This is a genomic window from Exiguobacterium sp. 17-1, from assembly GCF_023096305.1.
Classification (GTDB): domain Bacteria; phylum Bacillota; class Bacilli; order Exiguobacteriales; family Exiguobacteriaceae; genus Exiguobacterium_A; species Exiguobacterium_A sibiricum_A.
Genome location: NZ_JALIGJ010000004.1, coordinates 56,574 through 79,962, shown reverse-complemented (window position 1 = coordinate 79,962; position 23,389 = coordinate 56,574). Strand labels below are relative to the sequence as shown.

Sequence of the window (23,389 nt, the reverse complement as noted above, 5' to 3'; positions counted from 1 at the left end):
TTTTTTGTATCTATTCCCGGGGTACATCTTCAAGTAGATAGAAAGAAAATTAGAAGAGGTGAAACACTTGATTGATATCTTAATCGCGCTCGTACCCGCCTTGATGTGGGGGACACTTCCGTTAGTCGTCTCTAAAATCGGTGGTACGACGGAACAACAAATTATCGGAACGACACTCGGTGCGTTGATTTTCGCCATCATCACGTTCTTTTTCGTCAGTCCTGAGTTGTCGGCAACGGCTTGGATCGCCGGATTCTTCTCCGGGGCTTTTTGGGCGCTTGGACAAATGAATCAGTTCGCGGCCTTTAAACAGATGGGGGTCTCGAAGACGATGCCGATCTCAACCGGGATGCAGCTCGTCGGTACGTCATTGTTCGGTGTCCTCGCTTTTGGTGAATGGTCGAACCGGACTGCCTTGATCCTCGGTATCAGTGCGCTCGTCTTGATCGTGGCCGGTGCTGCTTTCACTTCTTATAAAGAAGATAAAAGCAAACAGGATGAAAATATCGGAAAAGGTTTACTGTTGCTCCTGATTTCGACTGTCGGTTATGTCGGTTATGTCGTCATCGCCCGTTGGTTCAACATCAACGGTTGGGAAGCCGTCTTGCCGCAGGCAATCGGTATGGTCATCAGTGCCCTCCTTCTGTCGTTACGTAAAGGCAACCTGTTCACGAAAAAAACAGCCGGCAACACGATTGGTGGTCTCATGTGGGCAGTCGGTAACATCGCTCTATTGTTTGCTACCGCCAAAGTAGGTGTCGCAACAAGCTTCTCACTGTCGCAAACCGGTGTCGTCATCTCGACAATCGGCGGTGTCGTGTTGTTAAAAGAAGCAAAAACAAAAAAAGAAATGACGTTCGTCGTCATCGGCTGTATCCTGGTAGTCGTCGGTGGCATCATGATTGGATTTACGAAGCAATAATAAGGAGGAGTTCATCTTATGTACAACAGTCTAAAAGGTAAAGTTGCAATTGTCACCGGTGGATCAATGGGAATCGGAGAAGCCATCATTCGCCGTTATGCCGAAGAAGGAATGCGTGTTGTCATCAATTACCGGAGTCACCCGGAAGAAGCGAAGAAAATTGCAGAAGACATCAAACAAGCGGGCGGCGAAGCCATCACTGTCCAAGGTGATGTCTCAAAAGAGGACGATATGATCAATCTCGTCAAGGAAACGGTCGATCATTTTGGTCAACTCGATGTCTTCGTCAATAATGCCGGTGTCGAGATGCCGTCTCCTTCGCACGAAATGTCACTTGAAGACTGGCAAAAAGTCATCGATATCAATTTGACCGGTGCTTTCCTCGGTGCCCGCGAAGCACTGAAGTACTTTGTTGAGCATGATGTGAAAGGAAATATCATCAACATGTCGAGTGTCCACGAAATCATTCCATGGCCGACATTCGTCCACTATGCCGCGAGTAAGGGCGGCGTCAAACTGATGACCCAAACGCTCGCCATGGAATATGCGCCAAAAGGTATCCGGATCAATGCCATCGGACCGGGTGCTATCAATACACCAATCAATGCCAAGAAATTCGAGGATCCAAAACAACGTGCTGATGTCGAAAGCATGATTCCGATGGGCAATATCGGAAAACCGGAAGAAATTTCTGCAGTCGCAGCATGGCTTGCTTCAGATGAAGCGAGTTATGTAACGGGGATTACCCTGTTTGCTGACGGCGGTATGACACTTTATCCATCATTCCAAGCCGGACGCGGGTAATCCCCGCGTTTCTGCTATCTAAAGGGAGGAACCCTCATGTCGAATTTCTTCACGCTGCTCAGGCGCGGAAATAAATCTGCTCTCGCTGCTGCCATCGTCAATACCATTATCGCCATTATAAAATTCGTCGCTTACATCCTGACGGGAAATATCGCCATGTTTGCAGAAATGATGCATACCATCGGTGACGCAGCCAACCAGTTTTTTGTTTATGTCGGATCAGCATTAAGTAAAAAAGCACCTACCAAACGATTCCCAAATGGATTCGGTCGACTCGTCAACCTTGTTTTACTTGCCGCCATTCTTGTCGTCGCCATTTTGGCCTACGAAACGATTCGTGAAGGTATCCTGCATATCCTTCATGCACCAGGTGAGAAGACAAGCGGTCTTTGGATCATCCTGACCGTGCTTGGAATCGGTGTCGTGCTTGAAGTCGGTGTCTTTTACAAAGCAATGATCGAGATTGCCCATGAGACCGGATTAAAATCCCGCGGTCTGACGCTGGTCGGTCAAAGCTTTGCTAACTTGTCGCAGGCCAAGCCGGCGACACGACTCGTCTTCATGGAAGATTTGGTTGCGACACTCGGTGGCCTCATTGCCATCATCGCCGTCTTGATTTCGCATTATACGTCGTTTTATCAGGCAGAAGGGATTGCTTCGATTTTGATCGGCTTGATGATGTTCTACGTCGTCTATAATGTCTTCATCCAAAATGCTGCCGGTGCCCTTGGTGAGATTGATGAAGTCCTGACGGCAAAAATCGGAGAAATCCTGATGCGCGATCCAGACGTTCGTGACATCGAAAAACTCGAAGTCATCAAAGAAGGAGACCACTTCCACGTCGAAATTGAGATTGAAGTGGATCCGGGACTGACGATCGCTCAAGCAGATGATATTAAAGACCGTCTTGAATTGCAGATTCGGATTCTAAAAGGGATCACGGATGTTACGATTTCTTTTGATGAAGATGATAAGATTCAACACTATCAACCACCGACACAACCCTAACACATAAAAGCAGGAACGTCCTTTTGGGGATGTTCCTGCTTTTTTAGTCAATTCGCCGCCCGGACGAATCCGGCTTCTCTCGCTTCCCGTTCACTGCAAAACATCTCTTCCGGGTTCACTTCATCATATGAACGTCCCCCTTGGATGTGATAGATTTTCTTTCCTTGGCGGTTGATATTGCCTTTGATGTCGGCGCAGCCTGTTGCCTCTGCCGATGTTCCCTTCATGACCGAAGTATCGAATCCACGATCCGTCGCATATCCGTTTGTCTGCCAGATTCCTAACTGTTTCCCTTTTGCTTCGTCTTCGATTTCCTGAAATGTCTCGACGTACCGGGTGTCCGGCTCATAAATATAGGCGACCCGGGCCAAGCCTTTTCGCAACAGTTCCTGATTGATCATCTTGCCGTCTGACCAGACATAAGCGAGCAATCGCCCATAGCGGTCTGTCTTTGACTGATCCCGTTCAAGCAGGATGTCGCTCCCTGTCGGTAATGCCTCTTTCGTAAAACGGGAGGCTTCCGGACCATACGGTTGAACCGGCTTTTCCGGATTTACGGTTTCCGGTGTATCGACTAATAAAAAACGGACATCTTCCGTTTGACCGTTTTGCAGCCGGACTTTCACCGTATCCCCGTCAATGACACGCTCGACGGTGGCTTCCGTCACCTTTGCTTCATCCGGTTGTGTGATGCCTGTCTGTTGATCACCCGGTTCTGAATCCAGTGCGCATCCGCTCAAAAATAGGATAGTCATTACTAAAAACAGTTGAGATAACACCCGTCTCATAGGTTTTCCCCTCTCATTGGATTCAAAAAGGCGCCGACATCAGACGCGTCGACGCTTTCCAGTCTAAATCGTATCTCATGTTACTTGTGCTGATTCCCGGTTACTTCGCTTCGAGCACCTTTTCGACATCAGTGCGATTCGTATATAGCGTATAGAAGGCTTCAGCAACATTTTTCGGATCCAATGCCGTTCCGCGTTTGACTTCACCGGCAATCGTCACTGTCCCGACGTAGACATTGTCGTCTTTCAACGTATCATGCAACATATGCGTCAGTTGACGGACACCGGCTTTCCCGATCGACAGACCCGGTAAAGATTTAATCGCATGGAGTGCTGCTCCGCCGCCTGTGATTAAGATGGCTCCGTCTTTCCGTGCCACCATATCCGGTGCGACGATTTGTGCGGCATGCAACGCTCCGAGAACATCAATTTCAAATTCTTTCGTGATTTGTTCAGCTGATACCTCAAGTACAGACGCTTGATGCAGGATTGAGGCATTATAGACAAGGACATCAATTTGTCCGTATTGTTCTTTTGTCCATTCTACAAGTGATTCGAGATCTGCGCGGCGTGAGGCATCACATTCAACTCCAACGGCTTCAATGCCTTGCTCTTTCAGTTCTGTGATGACGGCTGCCAGTGTTTCCTGTGTCCGTGCGGCACAGACGACCTGGAATCCTTCTTTGCCGAACCGTTTGCTGATTTCGGCTCCGTTCCCCGGACCTGCTCCGATGACGATGACTGTTTTCATGTTGTACTCCCCCTTATTTTTTCCTTTTACTCTATTCCCACAATTGATTTGATTTACTCAAAAATCGAGTAAGGAAGGTCCTTTTTCTTCTTTTTCCTGGGCGACTCCCATAAAACGTGCCAGCATCGGATCTACTTCCGGCGTTTTTTTCTCCGTTACCGGAGTTATAACCGAACGAGTCGTCGATTCTGTCATCGGTTGTTCGAGCAGCAACTCACAATAGGCTTTCATTGCGGCCACATATTCGACCTGTACTGTACCGTTCGACTGTTCGATTTTTGACATCGTCTGACGCATTTTTTCAATGACTTGTTGTTCTGTAATCATCTTGCTCACCTCATATGATAGATTGAATGTATTAACTGAAAAGGAAGTGTCCTCCATGATTCGTACTGCTTTAATTGGTTTTGGACTTGCCGGCGAACATCTGCATGCCCCGTATCTCACAGCACCTGATTATCAACTTGTTGCGGTTCAATCCAGTCGTCCGGAAGCAGTCGCCACCCGTTATCCTGATGTGCCGGTTTATTCTTCGCTTGAAGCATTATTAGCTGCTGAAACGGTTGAACTGGTCGTGATCGCGACACCGAATGCCGAACATTATCCCCTCGCCAAGACAGCATTGCTCGCTGGCTGTCATGTCCTGGTCGAGAAACCGTTTACGGTCACGTTGACGGAAGCCGAACAACTGACGGATCTTGCACATCAGCAAAATCGATTACTGACAGTTTACCATAACCGCCGTTATACAAAAGACTTCCGTACGCTGCTCGAACTGGTGCAAGCCGACGAACTGGGAGTTGTTCAAACGTTCGAAGCACACTATGACCGCTATCGTCCGACCGTCCGGGCGCGGTGGCGGGAACAGGATGTCCCGGGCGCTGGCCTGCTTTACGATTTAGGCTCCCATTTAATTGATCAGGCGTTGATGTTATTCGGTGAACGACCGGACCGTGTTTTTTGTGATCAGACGATCCAGCGTCCGGATGGTCCGGTCGAAGACTATACGCATCTGATTCTCGCTTTCGGAACACGACGCGCCGTTCTGCATATCGGCTCACTTGTTCCGGCTCCAGGTCCTTCGCTTGCCGTCCACGGTACGAAAGCGAGTTATTTCGTCGACAGCGTCGATACGAAACGCTCGACCTATACATGGGGAAGACCCGAACAGCCGCTTGAGGAGCGTCCTTTCGTCGATTCCGGTTTTGCCGACTACTATCATGAGTTAGCGCAAGCCTTACGTCACGAGTCCCCTCTTGCCGTCACGACGGAACAAGCCCTGCTCGTCATGAAAATTATTGATTGTGCTCAAAAAAGTGTAAAAGAGGGTACATGGATAGAAGTAGAATAAAATAATCCACTTCAGACGAACAGGGGGAAAAATGCATGTTTTCAAGTACGGAACGAACCGCATGGTTAGAAGAGATGGGACAAGAATTGCTCGATGTATTGGTCATTGGTGGTGGCATTACAGGTGCAGGGATTTTACTCGATGCTCAAAGCCGGGGTATGCGGACCGGGTTGATTGAGATGCAGGATTTCGCAGAAGGCACATCAAGCCGCTCGACGAAACTCGTTCACGGGGGCTTACGTTATTTGAAGCAATTTGAAATTAAGTTAGTCGCAGAAGTCGGGAAAGAACGGGCCATCGTTTATGAAAATGCGCCTCACGTCACGACACCTGAATGGATGATGTTACCGCTTGTCGAAGGTGGGACATTCGGCAACTTTTCGACGTCGATTGGTCTGCGGGTTTACGATCAACTGGCAGGCGTCCGACGCCATGAACGACGGACGATGTTATCTAAAGAAGAAACGCTTCGTTATGAACCGCTTTTACGGTCAGAACATCTGGTCGGAGGCGGCCGTTATGTCGAATACAAAACGGATGACGCCCGATTGACGGTCGAAGTCTTAAAAGCTGCAGTCGGATACGGTGGACGCGCCGTCAACTATACGAAGGCACAATCACTTGTCTATCACAACGGAAAAGTCGTCGGGGTTGAAGTTCAGGATGTCTTAACTGGAAAGACCTATACGATTCGCGCGAAAAAAATCATCAATGCGACCGGTCCTTGGGTCGATGAATTACGCGAAAAAGACGGCTCAAAATCAGGTAAGTCGCTTCATTTGACGAAGGGAATCCATCTCGTCATCGACCAAGCCCACTTCCCACTGCAACAAGCTGTCTACTTTGATGTAGCGGATGGACGGATGATTTTTGCGATTCCACGCGAAGGAAAAACGTACGTCGGCACGACGGACACGAATTACCAAGGCGACATTCTAGAACCCGGTGTGACGGAAGAAGACCGGGACTATATCCTGGATGCGACGAATCAGATGTTCAACGTCGATTTGCACGCGGACCACGTCGAATCGACATGGTCCGGCTTACGTCCGTTGATTCATGAAGACGGCAAAGATCCGAGTGAATTATCGCGCAAAGATGAAATCTTTGTCTCGAAATCCGGATTGATGTCGATTGCCGGCGGAAAATTGACGGGCTACCGGAAGATGGCGGAACGAATCATCGATATGGTCGCCAATCAGTTCAAGGAGGAGGAGAACCGGATTTATCTCGCTTCCCGGACACACGACATTTTACTGGGCGGTGGTCATCCTGACGGCAGTAAAGGATTTGTCCGTTACTTGAAAGAACAGCAACCTAAAGGTGAAGCACTTGGACTGTCTCCAAAGGAAGCAACCTGGCTGATTCAACGTTATGGCACGGATGTCGAACGTGTCTTTGAATTGATTCGCTCGCGTGGCAGTGAAGCAGAGCGTTATCAACTTCCCCTCCACTGGTTCGGAGGACTGTTATACGGACTCGAAGCAGAACTCGTCATGCAACCGGGTGATTTCTTGAATCGACGTGCCTCTGCCGTCTTCTTTGATTATCCTAATGCTGAAAAACATGCCGACGGCGTCCTCGCTTTGATGCGAAGCGAACTCGGTTGGTCGGCAGAAGAAGAAGCTAAAGCCAACGCCAGCATCCAACGTGAGTTTGATGCGGTTCGAATCAAAACGTCTTTACCGTCTTAACCTAGTATCAGTTATCTCCTATCACTACAAAAAAATGCGACCCCTTAACGGGATCGCATTTTTTTATTTTTCGTCTGAAGCTGCGATTTCAGTAGCCGGCATATTTCCCGGTTCCAGATTTGAGTTCTTCCGGGCAAAGGCGAAGTAAAGGACAAGTCCAATCGCAAGCCAGATGAAGAAAGCAATCCATGTTTCGAGTTTCAAGTTGAACATCAAGAAGAGACAAGAAGCGATCGCTGCAATCGGCACGTACGGCATTCCCGGACATTTAAATGCACGTGGAAGATCCGGTTGTGTTTTACGAAGGATCAAGACAGCAACAGAGATTAAAACGAATGCTGCGAGTGTCCCCATGTTGACGAGGTTTGCGATGACATCGAGTGGAACGAGTCCTGCGACTGTCGCACTACCAAGACCAATCATCCATGTTGCTTTGAACGGCGTTTTGTATTTCGGATGTACTTCTGAAAATACTTTCGGGAACATTCCGTCACGTGAGATGGCGAACGCTAAACGTACCATTCCGTATGTCATGACGAGGATGACTGTTGTGATTCCGAGAATCGCACCTAAATCGATGAAACCTGCGACCCAGTTTTGTCCTGCCATTTGAATGGCGAGTGAGACCGGGTGATCGACGCCCGCAAATTTTTGGTACGGGACGATTCCTGTCATGATGGCTGCCACGATAACGTAAAGGACTGTACAGACAGCAAGAGAACCGATGATACCACGTGGTAAGTTCTTTTGTGGCTCACGTACTTCTTCTGCTGCCGATGTGACGGCATCAAAACCGATGTAAGCAAAGAAGACGATGGCTGCTCCAGAGAAGACGCCGCCCCATCCGAATGGTGTAAATGGTGCCCAGTTCGTTGGTTCAACATAGCCGACACCGACGACGATGAACAAGACAACGACTGCTAACTTAATGATAACCATGATGTTGTTGACACGTTTTGTTTCCTTGATTCCCATCGATAACAAGCCTGTGATTGCAAGTAAAATCAGGAAGGCCGGTAAGTTGAAGAATGTTTTTGCACCTTCTACCGCACCTGGAGCTGCTGAGATTGCTGTCGGAAGATGGATCCCAAATCCGCCGAGTAAGGACTGGAAGTAACCGGACCACCCTGCCGCAACGGCACTGGAGGCGAGTCCATATTCCAAAATTAAGTTCCATCCGATGATCCAGGCAAAGATTTCTCCCATCGTGGCATACGTGTACGTGTAGACGGAACCACTGACTGGAATCGTCGAAGCGAATTCCGCATAAGCGAGTGCCGCTAACCCACAGGCAATGGCAGATAAAATGAATGAGACGATAAGACCAGGTCCTGCTGTCAATGCTCCTGTTCCGGTTAGGACGAAAATCCCCGTACCAATGATGGCGCCAATTCCTAAAAACGTTAAATCCATCGCGCCAAGATTTCGAGCAAGTCCGTTATTACGCTGACTCGCAGCAATCATAGCGGAAACATCTTTTTTCCGCGTCAAACTCATGATGATACTCCCCCTGTTGTGTGTTTAGTTCGAATTACAAAAAATGTTTTGCAATTACTTAATCCAAAATTTACGAAGTTTTCAGATAAATTGATATAGGTCATTAGACCCATTTGTGAATTGCGTTCCGCTTACATGATTTTCAAACCATCAAAAAATCCCTTCTTAAACCAGTATGAACTGGTATTCAGAAGGAATCTTTGTCTAAAAAAAGGTCTTCGAAAATAGTGTTTAACGCGTAGCTAACCAACTTAAAAACACTTGGAAATCAAGCGTTGTCCGTGCTGCATAGGCACTCGACCACCGATGAATTTGACGGGTGAATTCTGCATCCGATACCCCAATCGATTCGATGATGACGACGTCCGCATGATGGTTTAAAACTTCCATATCAATTCCTGCATCCATATCGGCCCGTGCATGGATTTTGGCGGTAATTTGACCTTGAATCGAAAGGACGTTTTCGAGGTCATACTGGCTTTTAATGTGTTTTGCTTTCAACTTTTTTTTGTATGGAGAACGTTCCCGTACATAATATTCTTTCCCCTGCATCGTTACGTAACCGAGATACGGATCTTCATGTGCCTGCATCGCCTTTTGTGAAGTGATGATACGACGACCTTGGTGAACCGTCTCCACCTCCTGCAAATAAACCGGTACAAACAAAGACGGCACAGAAGACTGGGCTTGCTTCATCTCAAGAATCAAGTCTTCATGCTCTCCGCCTTTTCCTTCGACCAAAATATAATACCGCTCAAGGCCGATCGAAGCTGTCCCGCTGTCGAGTTTATAGACGATATCCTTAATGTCGTAGAATCCGTCCTCTTGCCGATCTTCAGGATCAATCGATGCGATGTACTCCGGCCAAACGGCTTCAATGGCTGCGTAAGTCGAGGTATCGAGCCGCTTCATATCCGGTAAATCGGTGAACTGGCGTTGCCCATCGACGACCGTCGTCCGTTCTCCGAGTAATTCAGCCTTCTTTTTCTCCGCTTTTTTGATCAGCTTACGGATTGGTCCTTTCGTGTTGTCGATCGTAAAACAGACCTTGCTTGGATTTTTACCTTTGGCATATTGGCGTAAGTCATCTAAGTAATGTTGAATATAGGCGGCAATCGCCGGCTCTGCATCATACCCTGCTTCTTCCGCGAATAATTGAACGGAGACCGCCATCCGGATCAAATCATACAAATAAGAGCCGAGATAACCTTCATCAAAGTCATTGACATCATAAATGATTTCGCCCTTGGCATTGCCATGAACCCCAAAGTTTTCGAAGTGGAGATCTCCTTGAATCCAGGTTGGTGTCTCAGCCGGCGTATCAAATCCGAGCGGAATGCGTGTCAAATCATAATAAAACAAATGGGAACTGCCGCGGAAAAAGAGAAACGGACTTGCACTCATCTTTTGATACTTCGTTTGCCGTGCGGCTTCATCCAGTCCACGGACTTCATGATCGTAAAAATCCAATACTTTCGCAATTGTCAGCTGCCGAATTTCTTCATAGACTTGTGTGAACATGCAAAACCCTCCTTTTTCTAGAAAAAAGACAGCAAAACGAATCCGCTTTGCTGTCTGACTGTTACCTTCATTCGAAGTGTTTTTTATATTCCCCATATCCTGCCGAATCAAGCTCTTCTACCGGAATAAACCGGAGTGCTGCTGAATTGATGCAGTAGCGGAGACCGCCAAGTTCGGTCGGACCGTCATCAAAGATGTGACCAAGATGACTGTCCGCATTAGCAGAACGGACTTCTGTCCGTGTCATACCGTGTGTCGTATCGAGTTCAACTTCCATCTTGTCCTCTGAAATCGGTTTGGCGAAACTCGGCCATCCGCAATTCGAGTTAAACTTATCTTTTGACGTAAAAAGTGGAGTTCCGTCGACGATATCAACATAAAGACCCGGTCGTTCCTCATCCCAATATTCATTGCGGAAAGCCGGCTCAGTTCCGTTTTCCTGTGTGACTTTGTACTGGATCGGTGTCAGACGTTGTTTTAGTTCCTGTTCCTTGCCTTGATCCTTCCAGGCTTCCTTGACGAATTTAGCACGTCCCGATCCGACACTGTACATCTGATAACGGAACGGATTTTTTTTGTAATAATCCTGATGGTAGTCTTCCGCCGGCCAAAACGGTTTTGCCGGACGGATGTCGACGGCTACCGGACGTGAGAAACGCCCGGAGGCATCAAGCGCCGCTTTCGAACGTTCTGCCGCTTGTTTTTGTTCTTCATCGATATAAAAGATTGCCGGTTCGTACGATTGACCGCGGTCGTTGAACTGCCCGCCGCCATCCGTCGGATCGATTTGCCGCCAAAAAATTTCAAGTAACTCATCGTATGTGATGACAGACGGATCATACGTGACTTCGACCGCTTCTAAATGTCCTGTTGTTTCCGAACAGACCTCTTTGTAAGTCGGGTTTTCTGTATGACCACCTGTATAACCGGAAATGACTTGTTCGACGCCATCATATTTATGAAATGGCTTAACCATGCACCAAAAACAGCCACCTGCGAATATTGCTTTTGCCATCTAGCTTCCCCTCCTCTGTATATGCCTATTTTAACGCGTTCCGTGCCGCTACCCTACTATCTTGCTCAGTCAATCTTCGGGATTCGCTTTTAAGCGGCGCATGACAAAATAAATCGCCGCAAACACTAAAATCAATCCACCAAGCGAATACCACATGTTATTCATGCGGTACAGCATCTGATAGATCGCTAACGTTACAAGCAAAATCGCAATCGGGATGAATGCCCGTTTAAAGTGATACCAATAGTTCACTGAGGTCGCCTCCATTTTTCTTTTATCTTAAACGATTTTTTACTACTTGATACGTTTTAAGAATTATTTCTTTTTTTAACATACATCAAAAAAGTCGACTCCGTTTGAAACGGAATCGACTTTTAACTTACGGACGCGGATGTTTCGGGAATTCCATTTCTGAATAAGGAACGACTGATGTCCGATTTTTAAATTTATGACCTAACCAGAAAGCAAGGAATAACGGAATACCAACATATGTCGCGGCGATTCCAACCCAATCAATTTGATCTGCGAGGAACGCGGCATAGTTTTGACCTACGATGACAAGGAAACAAAGTCCGAAGGCAAAGAGCGGTCCAAACGGGAAAGCAGGTGCAACGTATGGCAGGTCGCTTAACGAATGACCTTGCGCGAGGAACCCTTTACGGAAACGGTAATGGCTGATGGCGATTCCGAGCCACGCGATGAAGCCGGTCATACCGGAAGCATTCAACAACCACAGGTAGACTTGACCGCCAAACATCGAAGTCAGGAAGCAAAGTGCGCCGATTGCGCCTGTTGCGAGCAAGGCATTACGGGGTACACCGTTTTTCGAGACTTGTGCGAATAATTTCGGGGCATCACCTTGGCGTGCCAATGTATACAGCATCCGTGTCGATGCGTACATCCCAGAGTTTCCTGCTGATAAAACAGACGTCAAGATGACGGCGTTCATCAAGGCTGCCGAGAAAGCGAGACCGGCTTTTTCAAAGACGAGTGTAAACGGGCTGACTGCTACATCGGTAATATCGTTTGAAACCAGGTTCGGACTTGTATACGGAATCAACATTCCGATGACAAAAATCGCAAACACATAAAAGAGAAGAATCCGCCAAAAGACTTGTTTAACAGCTTTCGGGACATTTTTTTCCGGATCTTCTGATTCACCTGCCGCGATTCCGACAAGTTCTGTTCCCTGAAAACTGAAACCGGCAACTAAGATGATACCGATGACGGCTGGAATGCCTCCGACGAACGGTGCGTCACCTAGTGCAAAGTTTTTAAAGCCGACCGGTGCTTCTGATGTGAAGACACCAAAGATCATGGCGACTCCGACAATCAAGAAGATAATGACTGTGACAACTTTAATCATGGCGAACCAGTATTCTGCTTCACCAAATCCTTTAACGGAGAAGTAGTTCAAACCAATCATCAGTAACAAGAAGATGGCGCTGAAATAAAAACCTGGAACATCAGGGAACCAGTATGTCATGACGATTTGTGCTGCAACGAGTTCAACGGCAATCGTCACTGCCCAGTTGTACCAGTAGTTCCAACCTAACGCAAAACCAAACGACGGATCAACGAATTTTGCACCGTATGTGGAAAATGAACCGGCGACCGGCATATAAGCTGCCATCTCACCAAGACTTGTCATTAAAAAGTACACCATTAATCCGACGACGGCATACGACAACAAGGCACCGCCCGGACCGGCAGCGGCAACAGATGCACCGGATGCGATGAAGAGTCCGGTTCCGATAGCACCGCCAATCGCAATCATCGACATGTGACGGGCTTGCAGGCCACGTTTTAATCCTTCTTCGGTTGAATCGAGTTTTCTTTGGGGTTGTAAAGTATTCATCTTATTCGCTTCTCTCTTTTTTAAATTTTTGAGAGGACACTTTTTGAATCAAAAAAAACAAAAAGCGCCCTCACCTTCCAGAAGGAAGATGAGAACGCAACATAGTAAAAGGATGCGCCCCATTCTACCGTCGTGAAAGATAGCTCCCCACAAGTCATATCTGACCTGTGACAGTATTAGACCTGTTCGATCTAATCCCAATCGATCATCTTCAAAGCGATGATTGATTTCGGCAATTCTTCCTTTTCAATCACCTCATCTGCCGCTTGACGACATCCGTGACTGTACTTATAAGAACTGCAACCTCCATCCCACTGGTTGAGTGAGAACTAATTAAGTTAATTATAATTTCGTTATTACATCGTCATATTACACAAAACGTCTTTAAATTGTCAATTCTTTTTTTGAAACACCCTCTATTCATGGTAAAATTCCGTAATTTTTAGTACACTAAACTATAGAAGTTAACCGAGAGAAAGGATGTTGCTTGAATGCCACAAGAACGTGATCAACTGACCTATCGATTAGAGGAACAAATGCGGGTCATTCTCCGGACATTACGCCGTGAACTCAACCGACTATTTGAAGGAACCGCGACGCGGAGTGAATTTTTCATTTTGCGCAGTCTGTCCGAAAATGGTCCCCAACGTCCGACTCTACTCGCAGAACAGTTTGAGCTTGCGACAAGTCAGGTAACAGCTTTGACTGATCGTCTGTTCAAAGCCGGATTCGTCACACGGACGCGCTCGACAGACGACAGAAGATCGATTGTTTTAGCATTGACGGACGAAGGCGAAGCCGCTTTCCGCGAACTTGAAGTCGTACGCCGTAAATATCTCCAAGACCGTTTTGGTACACTTACGGAAGAAGAACTCCATGCGATGGTTCATGTCTTCGATAAGATCCTTTTAACGATGGATGAAGAGGCGATTTCTTCCTAAAAATTATTTTCAAAAAAATATTTATTTTTCCTCTGACAAAGTTCACTTGACTGTGTACTTTGTCTTTTTTGTCGACTTATCATGTTTCTCTAAACATTTTTCCATTTCTTGCCGTTAGTAAAATGAGTATACTGGAAATATGTTACGGAAATGCGTTTACGAGGAGCTGGGAGGATTTGTTGTCCATCATGAATAATTTCATCATCAATTTTTGTCTACTGTTCACAACGATCACTCTTTTGTTTCTACCCTTTCGAAACCAACCGAGGATCACCCCTAAAACACATGTAAAAACGCGACTTTTCTTAGGAGGAGCAGCCGGTCTCATCGCTGTTCTCTTGATGTTCAACAGCATTCAGATCGATGTAGCGCGGGTTGACTTACGGATTATCCCGGTCGCCATCGCTATGATGTTCGGTGGATTACCGAGCGCCATCGTAACCGGTCTGATGATCATCGGAACTCGTTTTGCGATCACACCGCTCGACCAAATCGATGCGGCGATTCTTTCGGCGATCGTCATCAGCCTGTTCATCCTCACGATTAGTGTCGTCAGACGCTACGTCCACATGACATTTTGGAATTTTGAGTTGATGATTGGCATCGGAATCTTGTGTTCTTTACCCGCCATCTATCTGTTGACCCATAGTTGGTCGACATTCTTTAAAGTATCGGTGGCATATATCTTCTTTAATTTGATTGCTGGTTTTGTAACCTATCATTTATTGACAGAACTCCGTCGCCACTTTGAGAACATTCAGTATCAACAAAAACTCGCGATGACGGATGCCTTGACCGGTCTCGCCAACCGGCGCCGGCTGGATGACTCCTTATCCCTTGTCGGATCTGCGGAAGACGGCTATTCCCTCGTCTTGATTGATATCGACTTCTTTAAACATGTCAACGATACATATGGTCACGATGCAGGCGATGATGTCTTGCGCCAACTCGGTACGACTCTTGCTTCTCTCGCCCGTCCGGACGATTTAGTCGGTCGGTATGGCGGTGAAGAGTTTTTAATCATCTTGCCGGATACGTCCGTTGATGAAGCGAAAAAAATCTCCGAGCTCGCCCGGATGACTGTCGCCCGGAATCTTTTCCCGACGACAGCGGTTCCTGATTTACAAATTACGATTTCCCTTGGTATCGCACATTCGAGCAGTTCCCACTCATCTCTTGAAGCCTTACAGCAGGCAGATAAGGCGCTATACCATTCGAAAGGCAGCGGACGAAACCGGAGTACGATTTACACCAAACAACTGGAACTCGAACAAGCCTGATCCCCGCCCTTTCGCGTCGTTCGGCGAAAGGGCGTCTTTTTTAGAGATTCTTTTGCGCTTTTCAAGTCGATTGTTCCGGAAAACCGATACTCTTGACCGTTCCAAAAACAATCATCCGGCTGAGTTGATCCGCCATATATGCCGCTGAATAAGGACGGCCGTTTCGTAACCAGGAAATCAATAATCCGAGCTGTCCGCCGATCACGTAATTCAATAGTAAATCACGATCGACCAGTTGGGTTTCATTCACCGCATGTGCTTCAAACACACGTTGATAATTTTCTTTTAATGTATCCAAAAAGCGCGAAATGAACGTTTTTACCGGACCATTCAACAACATCGTCCGGTAAAATTGTTCATGTTGTTCAATATGGATAAAAAGGCGTTCGAAATAACGGCTGACCCGATCGAGCGATGGATAATCTGGTGATCCGGTCCCCTGAATCCGGATTGCTTCCACAAGAAGCCGCATATGATCGTCTACGATCTGATTCATCAAATCATATTTATCTGTAAAGTGCGCATAGAAGGTCGATCGATTGACTGCCGCCCCATCCGTCAACATCTTGACTGTGATCGTCGAAAAAGGATGATGGTCAAGCAAACGAAACAATTCTTTTGTAATACGGTCACGTGACCGTTTTGGTCGTGGATCTTGTCCTGGATTCATCTACTAGAACCACCTTTTTTTGATATTGTATCCGCTATCATCGACTTTTCCAACACTTTGTCGGAAATTGTCGGTTGTATGTTGATTCCTTCTCCATATAATTAACTATATTAACTACTCCTCCCCCAGAGGAGTATTTTTTATGTTACGACTGGGGAACTCAGAGTATACGGAAGAAAGGATGCATTTCATATCATGAACATGAAAAAAGTATTACTGATTAACATTTTGACACTGGTTGTTTTAATCGGCGGAGGCGCGATCGGCTATTACTATTACGATCAAGCGACAAGCTATGTGAAAACAGACAACGCAAAGATTGACGGAAAAATGATTACGATTGCCAGCCCCGGTGCCGGTAAACTGACAGACTGGACAGCAAAAACAGGTCAAACGCTCGACAGTGACGCGACACTTGGTCACGTCATGATGGCGCAAGCCGGTCAAAAACCGGTCAGTACAGCGGTCTCTATGCCAACAAAAGCAACAGTCGTTCAGTCGATGGCGACAGAAAACGGCGTCGTTGGAGCAGGAACACCGCTCGCTTACGGTTTTAACTTAAATGAGCTTTGGGTAACAGCAAACGTCGAAGAAACTGATATCGATGAAGTCAAAGTCGGACAGACTGTTGATGTTTATGTGGACAGCTATCCGGACACGACGTTATCCGGTGAAGTCGAACAAATCGGTATGACGACGGCTGGAACATTTTCGATGATGCCGTCTTCAAACGGAACTGCCAACTATACGAAAGTTGCGCAAGTCATTCCCGTCAAAGTCTCACTGTCACAAGAAAAATCACTCGACATTCGACCTGGTATGAATGTGACCGTCCGCATTCATAAGGATTAAGGAGGGACGTCTATGTCTACGACCTTCCTTTTTGGATACATCGCCTTTATGGTTGTCACGATCATCGGTGTCAACCTGATTGTCCGGCGTGCACGTCCAGCCGTGGCTGGTGATGTTCCTCTTGACGAGATGCAGCTCGACCATCTCGATAGCGTTCCTGTACCACCTGCACCGCAAGTGCAAGAACGGCCGCCGCTCGCGACGGCAGATATCAGTATTCCAAAAGTCTTGACGGTTCTCTTGATTGGGATGTTTATCGCGATTTTGAATCAAACGCTGATCAATGTCGCTTTACCTGTCTTAATCAACGATTTTAACGTCTCGACCTCGACAGCACAATGGTTGACGACCGGTTTCATGCTCGTCAATGGTATCTTGATTCCGATCAGTGCCTTTTTAATGCGGAGTTATACGTTCCGCCAATTGTTCCTCGTTTCCATGACGTTGTTCTTCTTCGGCTCCATCATTTGTTCGATGGCGATGAACTTTCCCGTCATGATGATCGGACGAGTCGTGCAAGCAGCCGGTGCCGGTATTTTGATGCCACTCGGTTCGAATGTCTTCATGACTCTGTTCCCGCCGCATAAACGCGGCGCGGCGATGGGGATGCTCGGAATCGCGATGATTCTTGCTCCCGCAATCGGTCCGACGATTACCGGCTATGTTATTCAGAATTACGATTGGCATGTCATGTTTTACGGAATGGCCTTTTTCGGTCTTTTGACACTGTTACTTGGTGTCGCCTGGTTCAAACTCGTGCAGCCTTTATCGAAACCGAAATTCGATGCGCTCGGTGTTGTCTTCAGTACGATCGGTTTCGGAAGCCTGTTGTACGGATTCAGTGAAGCCGGCAATGACGGTTGGGATAGCCCGCTCGTCATCAGCACGATTTTGATCGGTATCTTAGGGATTGCAGCGTTTGCCCTTCGCGAACTTTCAATGGATGATCCGATGTTGAATATCCGTGTGTTGAAAGTGCCGGAGTTTTCGTTCACTTTATTCATCAATATCATCGTCACGATGGCGTTGTTTGGCGGGATGCTCCTGCTTCCGATTTACTTGCAGAGTATTCGCGGTTTCTCACCGATTGATTCCGGTCTCTTGTTGTTACCCGGATCACTGATCATGGGAATCACGGGACCGATTGCCGGTCGACTGTTTGACCGGTTCGGTATCCGACCGCTCGCGATTTTCGGATTAACGTTAATGACCTACGGAACGTGGGAATTGACACAACTCGATATGGACACGTCTTACAATTCAATCATGGGCATTTATATGCTTCGGTCGTTCGGAATGGCTTTCATCATGATGCCGATCATGACAGCCGGTATGAACGCCTTACCGATGAAGATGATTCCACACGGTAATGCGACACAAAATACGTTGCGTCAGGTCGCAGGTTCGATTGGGACAGCGATTCTCGTCACGGTCATGACACGACAAACAACGGCTCACCTCGCCGATGACGCCAATCAATTTACGACACTTGATCCAACACTTTCACAGCATTTGAATGAGCTTGGACAACAGTTGGGCAGTCCGCAAGCCGCATCCGTCAGTTGGATGACGCAGTTGACGAAACAAGCCACGATCAGCGGAATCACGGATGCCTTTTGGGTTGCGACGGTCTTATCTGCACTCGCTTTGATCTTGTCGCTTTTCATGCATGGAAAAAAAGAACCAAATCTCGATTAAGACTTTTCTTGGACCCGTTGGCGGCACATCGTCAACGGGTTTTTAGTTGTTTGCCTTTGCACTTCCTTCATAAAATCGCTACACTAGGGTCATTGAGTTTCATATCTAAAAGGAGTTGCTTTATGGTTGCCTTTCTGCAGTTCTATGCGTTCATTTTCGCCTGTTGTTTCGCCTGGCAAGTCGGACGACCTTCATCCTGGTCTCAAAAGGTCACACGTGCCTTTCTAATCAGTATCAACAGTCTGTTCATCTTTTTTCGAGCGTCCGTGTCTATCTTTCTGTTGATCGGACCGTTACTGCTCGTTTCTTACGTCTTATTTCCGAACTTATTATACTTCGCAGGGCCTTTGTCCATCATCATCAGCATACTTGTCATCGGCCTGCTCGACCGGCTCGTCAGCTTCGTCATCCTGCCGATTGTCCGTTCGTTCTTCCTCAAAAAAAATCGGATGATGCCGCAGATACTTGAAGCTGCACTTTATACCTTCTCGATGGGTGTGCTCCTTTATGTGAATTTGACGGTCGTACCCGGCGTGCAGATTAACGTGATGATGGCGGTTTTCTTTGGCTTCACTCTCTATTTTGCACACTACTTGTTTGCCTTGTTTCGGATTCGCCAACTTAAGAAAAAAATAGCTTCCACACCTGAAAAACGCTGATTTGAACCAGCGTTTTTTTAATTAATCATTGACAATGATAATCGTTATCAATTATATTCTAAGAGTACTTACGTCAGGAGATGATTACTATGAACGCCCGACAACTGATTTTAGAACGACGGTCTGTGCGTGCTTATACGAATCAACCGATTCCAAACGAGATGATTGAAGAAATTCTCGAAGCCGCTATTTATGCACCAACTCATAAATTGCGTGAACCTTGGCGATTCGTCCTGGCAAACGAAGAAAGCCAAGTACGGTATGTCGATCAATTGATGACGTTGCTTGCTGAGCGTGGTCAACTGGATCAAAAAACAGACGAACAACGTCAGATGATGCGTCAAAAATTTGCTGATGTCCCTGTTTACTTGACTGTTTTATATGAAGTAAAAGGAACAGAAGATCAGCAGATGGAAGATTTACTCGCGACCGCTGCCATGATTCAAAATATTCAACTCCTCGCGACTGAACTGGGTTTAGGCTGTTGTTGGAAAAGTGGAAAACATTGGTTCACGGATGAATATGCCGACATGATCGGTGCTTCAGAAAATGAACGTGTCGCAGGAGTCATTCAATTCGGATGGCCTGCCTTGGTTCCCCCGCTGAAAAAACGAACGGCTGCACGTGACAAGTTAACGCACTTCTAAACCGGTGCGCATTCTGCGGGCTACCCCTGCTCGCGCCAATCAAGCCCCATAAAATCAGTTAAAGCGCCCATCTTCTCATTCCCTCCCCAAACGGAATCGTGAAAGATGGACGCTTTTTTGATGCCTGATTCTGAACGACAAACAGAGGTGGCGGATTTAATATCCACTACCTCTGTTCTGGTTCATCCGCTTCGATTAAATCAAACGGTCTTCAGTTCTTCCGGACGCATCGGCGCATCAGGAAGCGCTCCCGTCAAAATATGATCGACAATTCGGTTCGTCGCCTGTCCATCTTGATACGTAAAGAACCGGCCCGCAAACTCTTCAATCTGTTCCGGTTCGAACTGGTTCGCCTTGATCCAGGAAATGACGTCATTGAATGACGAGACAACAGGTCCCGGTACAAACGATTCGTACGGGAAGTAAAAATCACGTTCTTCCTTATATGAGTTCAAATCGTTAACGAGGAAGATGATCGGTTTCTTCAGCAAAGCAAATTCAAAAATAACAGAAGAATAATCCGTCACTAAAATATCCGCCACCTGCATCAAGTCATTGATGTCCGGATAATCCGTCATATCGATGATTTGATTCGAAAACTCTGCCGGCACGACCGGTCGGTTCAAGACAAACGGGTGCATCCGTAACAACAGAATATGATCCGGTCCCAGTTGTTCACGGAACTGCCGGAAATCCAGCTCCTGATCGTAATGGGCGGTTGTTTGCCCATTCCCACGGAACGTCGGTGCCAGTAGAATCAGCTTTTTCGACCGCCATTCTGGATACTGATCATACAGTTTATGCTCAATTTGAACTTGCCGCTCCCGATTTAACAACTGATCCGTCCGCGGAACACCAAATGGATGAATCCGGGTTGAATCCATGCCAAAAGCTTCTGCAAACGGCGCGATGCAAGCTTCTCCCGAAACATAGACTTTCGAATAGTTGCGGTGGATAGCTACCATCTTCAAATAATCGTCATCCGGTGAATAAGACTTATCGAGGACACTGTAACCAAACTTCTTGAATGCCCCACAGGCGTGCCACAGCTGGATGACTTCTGTTCCTTTACGTAACGTCGAGACATAAACGGGATAATAATAGTCATCAATGATAAAGTACCGGGCCGTCGCCAGCTCGTATGTCGCACGCATCATATGGAAGACGTATTTGATTTGTCCCATTAAATTTTGCGGGAACCGTTTCAATAAAAACACATACTGAAATCCGAGTTCCCGGCTTTCAAGTTCATCATAAACAGCGCGGAAGTTATCGACGAGCTTATCGGAACGATACGTCGCGAAGACGACTTTTTTTGTCTGTACCGGAAAAAACTTCGAGATCCAATACGTCACCACAAGCAAATAATGGACCGTTCGTCGCTGAATCAAACGTAATTTCTGTTTCATAACGTGATCCCTTCTCTTCCTACTTTCATTGTTACATGCACCATTCCATGACGGTTTTACCGAAACGATTCGTCAAATCACTTTCAAACGCTTGATGAATATCTTCGATTTGGCGAATCTGGAATACACCGGACACGAGGTTCGACAAATAGGCCGGAATATCTGGATACAGCTGATACAATTCCATCGTCCGTGCGAAATCAGCCGGGGTGCTCCGACTTGATCCATAGACACGTAAACCTTTTTCAAGAATCATCCGTGTGTTGACAGCGACCGGTTCTTCCGAAACACCAAGCAATGCCATCGTCCCTTCAGGAATGATGTAATCAATCATCTGATTGATCGCATATTGACTGCCGATTCCACCGACACATTCAAATCCATGATTAAACGAGACATCGTCTGGAATTTGATCGATATGATACGTCTCATCCGCAAACGAGAAGTAATCCAGCTTAGATTGCGTTTTTCCGAAAACAAGCAATTTCGCTTCCGGATATAATTTACGTAACATCAACGCGGTGATGAACCCGAGGTTTCCGTCTCCCCAGACGCCGAATGTTTCACGACGGCTGTGGGCGATCTGATCGAAACGTGTCATGGCATGAACGGACACACTGACAAGCTCCGTGAATGCTGCGACTTCCGGATCCAGATCAGCAGGTACTTCGACGAGACGATCAGGCTTGATGAACACATAATCCTGCATATAACCGTCATAACCACTCGAGCGGAAACGGCTTGTCCGCAAGTAGTTTTCCCCGATGATGTCATCCGTTTCCGCTGGTGTGTTCGGAACCATCGCCACCAATGTACCGATTTTAAACGTTCCGGACGGATCATGGACTACCTTACCAATGCCTTCATGAATCATCGCCATTGGTAACTTCTTCGCTAACACTTCCGCACTGCGGCTTCCCGTAAAGTAGCGTTGATCCGCATGACAAATCGATAAGAACGTCGGGCGAACGACGACCCGGTCTGAATTGAGTGACCGTTCGTCATACGTCACCTCGATTTGGCGTGGCGCCACGAGTTGGTAGACTTGGTTAATCATTGGTGAATCCGCTCCTTCAAAATAGCATTGGCGATGCGGAGATCGTACGGCGTCGTTACTTTGATGTTGAACAATTCACCTGTGACGAGCGCGACCGCTTCACCTTTGAGCAAAAGAATCTTACATGCGTCTGTCAGAATCGCCCGCTCATCGGTTGATAATGCTTCGTAATGATTTTTCAGCTTTGTGATTTGGAAACTTTGCGGCGTCTGTCCTTGATACATTTGATCACGGACTGGAATATCGGAAATCGTTTTTCCGTCTGTCGAGGCGACAATCGTATCGATGGCTGAGATGACCGTATCGCATGCTCCGTATTCGAGTGCTGTCGAAATGTTTTCTTTGATGATCCGGTGCGTCAAGAACGGACGGACCGCATCATGTGTGACGATGACATCCTCGTCTGATAAACCATTTTTATTTTCGATCCAGTTGATGGCTGCCATGATGGATTCGTTGCGGTCACTTCCGCCTGCCGTGATGACAATCCGCTCATCGGTTCCAATATATTTCTCCAAGATATCACGTGTATAGTTGATCCAGGCCGTTGGAGTCACAATGATGATTTGATCAAAATCTTCGTGTAACAGAAACTTTTCAACGGTATGCACGAGAATCGGACGTTCTCCGATTGAAAGGAATTGTTTAGGACGATCGACATTCCCCATTCTTGTTCCTTTTCCGCCAGCTAAGATTGCTGCATAAATCATCTTGTATCGCAAAGTTCCCATCCATAGACAATGGCGCTGCCATGGGTCACTTCGCTTCCCTCCCTTATTTAAAAAGTTTTTTTGTTTCCACTTACCAGCGATGTGGGTATGTCTCACAATATGGTCTTTTTTTGACGATTCTATCCACCAAACCAAAAAAAATAGACAAAGTTCTATTTTTTTTGCACCATCACGATATAATGATGGGTGATTTCTAATATCACTATACTATGTTCGTGATGATTTTAAAAATCTGT

General features: G+C 46.8%; 23 protein-coding genes and 1 riboswitch. Of the genes, 11 read left to right on the top strand and 12 right to left on the bottom strand.

What is annotated here, in order from left to right:
• The first annotated feature begins 70 nt into the window (after positions 1–70).
• Genes MUN34_RS11425 through MUN34_RS11415 form a run of 3 tightly spaced genes read left to right on the top strand, consistent with a single transcriptional unit; the run spans position 71 to position 2,734 of the window.
• Positions 71–922 (top strand): GRP family sugar transporter, encoded by an 852-nt coding sequence (locus MUN34_RS11425; protein WP_247857972.1) that lies wholly within the window; start codon positions 71–73, stop codon positions 920–922.
• A gap of 18 nt (positions 923–940) precedes the next feature.
• On the top strand, positions 941–1,726 hold the full coding sequence (locus tag MUN34_RS11420; protein ID WP_026829534.1) for a glucose 1-dehydrogenase: 786 nt from the start codon (positions 941–943) through the stop codon (positions 1,724–1,726).
• 36 nt (positions 1,727–1,762) lie between these two features.
• Positions 1,763–2,734, top strand: a complete 972-nt coding sequence (locus MUN34_RS11415; RefSeq protein ID WP_026829535.1) for a cation diffusion facilitator family transporter — start codon at positions 1,763–1,765, stop codon at positions 2,732–2,734.
• Between the two features lie 47 nt (positions 2,735–2,781).
• Here MUN34_RS11415 and MUN34_RS11410 read toward each other — a convergent pair whose 3' ends face one another.
• From MUN34_RS11410 to MUN34_RS11400, 3 genes are all read right to left on the bottom strand, one after another.
• On the bottom strand, positions 2,782–3,522 hold the full coding sequence (locus MUN34_RS11410; protein ID WP_026829536.1) for a thermonuclease family protein: 741 nt from the start codon (positions 3,520–3,522) through the stop codon (positions 2,782–2,784).
• A 100-nt stretch (positions 3,523–3,622) separates the two neighbouring features.
• Positions 3,623–4,273, bottom strand: a complete 651-nt coding sequence (locus MUN34_RS11405) for an SDR family NAD(P)-dependent oxidoreductase (protein ID WP_026829537.1) — start codon at positions 4,271–4,273, stop codon at positions 3,623–3,625.
• A 57-nt stretch (positions 4,274–4,330) separates the two neighbouring features.
• The gene (locus MUN34_RS11400) at positions 4,331–4,600 is read right to left on the bottom strand and encodes a DUF5327 family protein (protein ID WP_247857825.1); all 270 of its coding nucleotides are present in this window, start codon (positions 4,598–4,600) and stop codon (positions 4,331–4,333) included.
• 55 nt (positions 4,601–4,655) lie between these two features.
• Here MUN34_RS11400 and MUN34_RS11395 point away from each other — a divergent pair, with 55 nt between their 5' ends.
• The gene (locus MUN34_RS11395; RefSeq protein ID WP_247857824.1) at positions 4,656–5,624 is read left to right on the top strand and encodes a Gfo/Idh/MocA family oxidoreductase; all 969 of its coding nucleotides are present in this window, start codon (positions 4,656–4,658) and stop codon (positions 5,622–5,624) included.
• 35 nt (positions 5,625–5,659) lie between these two features.
• Positions 5,660–7,318 (top strand): glycerol-3-phosphate dehydrogenase/oxidase, encoded by a 1,659-nt coding sequence (locus MUN34_RS11390; RefSeq protein WP_026829540.1) that lies wholly within the window; start codon positions 5,660–5,662, stop codon positions 7,316–7,318.
• A gap of 63 nt (positions 7,319–7,381) precedes the next feature.
• On the opposite strand, the gene bcaP is transcribed toward MUN34_RS11390, so the two are convergent.
• The 5 genes from bcaP to MUN34_RS11365 all read right to left on the bottom strand — a co-directional run bounded on the left by bcaP (position 7,382) and on the right by MUN34_RS11365 (position 13,209).
• Positions 7,382–8,815 carry a branched-chain amino acid transporter BcaP gene (gene bcaP / locus MUN34_RS11385; RefSeq protein WP_026829541.1) on the bottom strand — a complete coding sequence of 478 codons (1,434 nt, stop codon included), beginning with the start codon at positions 8,813–8,815 and terminating at the stop codon, positions 7,382–7,384.
• A gap of 231 nt (positions 8,816–9,046) precedes the next feature.
• Positions 9,047–10,336: a DUF2252 domain-containing protein gene (locus MUN34_RS11380; RefSeq protein WP_247857823.1), complete on the bottom strand. Its 1,290-nt coding sequence runs from the start codon at positions 10,334–10,336 to the stop codon at positions 9,047–9,049.
• Positions 10,337–10,403: 67 nt separating this feature from the next.
• On the bottom strand, positions 10,404–11,351 hold the full coding sequence (gene msrA, locus MUN34_RS11375; protein WP_247857822.1) for a peptide-methionine (S)-S-oxide reductase MsrA: 948 nt from the start codon (positions 11,349–11,351) through the stop codon (positions 10,404–10,406).
• A 69-nt stretch (positions 11,352–11,420) separates the two neighbouring features.
• A complete protein-coding gene (locus MUN34_RS11370) occupies positions 11,421–11,603 on the bottom strand; it encodes a SoxR reducing system RseC family protein (protein ID WP_247857821.1) in 183 nt (60 codons plus the stop codon).
• Between the two features lie 127 nt (positions 11,604–11,730).
• On the bottom strand, positions 11,731–13,209 hold the full coding sequence (locus MUN34_RS11365) for an amino acid permease (protein ID WP_026829545.1): 1,479 nt from the start codon (positions 13,207–13,209) through the stop codon (positions 11,731–11,733).
• A gap of 132 nt (positions 13,210–13,341) precedes the next feature.
• Positions 13,342–13,526, bottom strand: a riboswitch (Lysine riboswitch).
• 174 nt (positions 13,527–13,700) lie between these two features.
• Here MUN34_RS11365 and MUN34_RS11360 point away from each other — a divergent pair.
• Entirely contained in the window at positions 13,701–14,150 is a 450-nt protein-coding gene (locus MUN34_RS11360) for a MarR family winged helix-turn-helix transcriptional regulator (protein WP_247857820.1), read from the top strand.
• A gap of 188 nt (positions 14,151–14,338) precedes the next feature.
• Positions 14,339–15,430 (top strand): diguanylate cyclase, encoded by a 1,092-nt coding sequence (locus MUN34_RS11355; protein ID WP_247857819.1) that lies wholly within the window; start codon positions 14,339–14,341, stop codon positions 15,428–15,430.
• Between the two features lie 61 nt (positions 15,431–15,491).
• Here MUN34_RS11355 and MUN34_RS11350 read toward each other — a convergent pair whose 3' ends face one another.
• Positions 15,492–16,100, bottom strand: coding sequence for a TetR/AcrR family transcriptional regulator (locus MUN34_RS11350; RefSeq protein WP_247857818.1), 609 nt, complete (start codon positions 16,098–16,100; stop codon positions 15,492–15,494).
• Between the two features lie 195 nt (positions 16,101–16,295).
• Between MUN34_RS11350 and MUN34_RS11345 the strand changes: the two genes are divergently transcribed.
• From MUN34_RS11345 to MUN34_RS11330, 4 genes are all read left to right on the top strand, one after another.
• On the top strand, positions 16,296–16,952 hold the full coding sequence (locus tag MUN34_RS11345) for an HlyD family secretion protein (RefSeq protein WP_026829549.1): 657 nt from the start codon (positions 16,296–16,298) through the stop codon (positions 16,950–16,952).
• Positions 16,953–16,964: 12 nt separating this feature from the next.
• Positions 16,965–18,650 (top strand): DHA2 family efflux MFS transporter permease subunit, encoded by a 1,686-nt coding sequence (locus MUN34_RS11340; RefSeq protein WP_247857817.1) that lies wholly within the window; start codon positions 16,965–16,967, stop codon positions 18,648–18,650.
• A gap of 122 nt (positions 18,651–18,772) precedes the next feature.
• Positions 18,773–19,309: a hypothetical protein gene (locus tag MUN34_RS11335; RefSeq protein WP_026829551.1), complete on the top strand. Its 537-nt coding sequence runs from the start codon at positions 18,773–18,775 to the stop codon at positions 19,307–19,309.
• An 89-nt stretch (positions 19,310–19,398) separates the two neighbouring features.
• Positions 19,399–19,956, top strand: coding sequence for a nitroreductase family protein (locus MUN34_RS11330; protein ID WP_247857816.1), 558 nt, complete (start codon positions 19,399–19,401; stop codon positions 19,954–19,956).
• Between the two features lie 200 nt (positions 19,957–20,156).
• Here the strand turns inward: MUN34_RS11330 and MUN34_RS11325 are convergent, their stop codons facing one another.
• From MUN34_RS11325 to MUN34_RS11315, 3 genes are read right to left on the bottom strand one after another with little or no spacing between them, the layout of a single operon-like run.
• Positions 20,157–21,365 (bottom strand): CDP-glycerol glycerophosphotransferase family protein, encoded by a 1,209-nt coding sequence (locus MUN34_RS11325; protein WP_247857815.1) that lies wholly within the window; start codon positions 21,363–21,365, stop codon positions 20,157–20,159.
• A gap of 31 nt (positions 21,366–21,396) precedes the next feature.
• A complete protein-coding gene (locus tag MUN34_RS11320; protein ID WP_026829554.1) occupies positions 21,397–22,422 on the bottom strand; it encodes a ribitol-5-phosphate dehydrogenase in 1,026 nt (341 codons plus the stop codon).
• The gene (locus MUN34_RS11315) at positions 22,419–23,132 is read right to left on the bottom strand and encodes an IspD/TarI family cytidylyltransferase (protein WP_026829555.1); all 714 of its coding nucleotides are present in this window, start codon (positions 23,130–23,132) and stop codon (positions 22,419–22,421) included. The genes MUN34_RS11320 and MUN34_RS11315 overlap by 4 nt, the downstream gene beginning before the upstream one ends.
• Positions 23,133–23,389 lie beyond the last annotated feature (257 nt).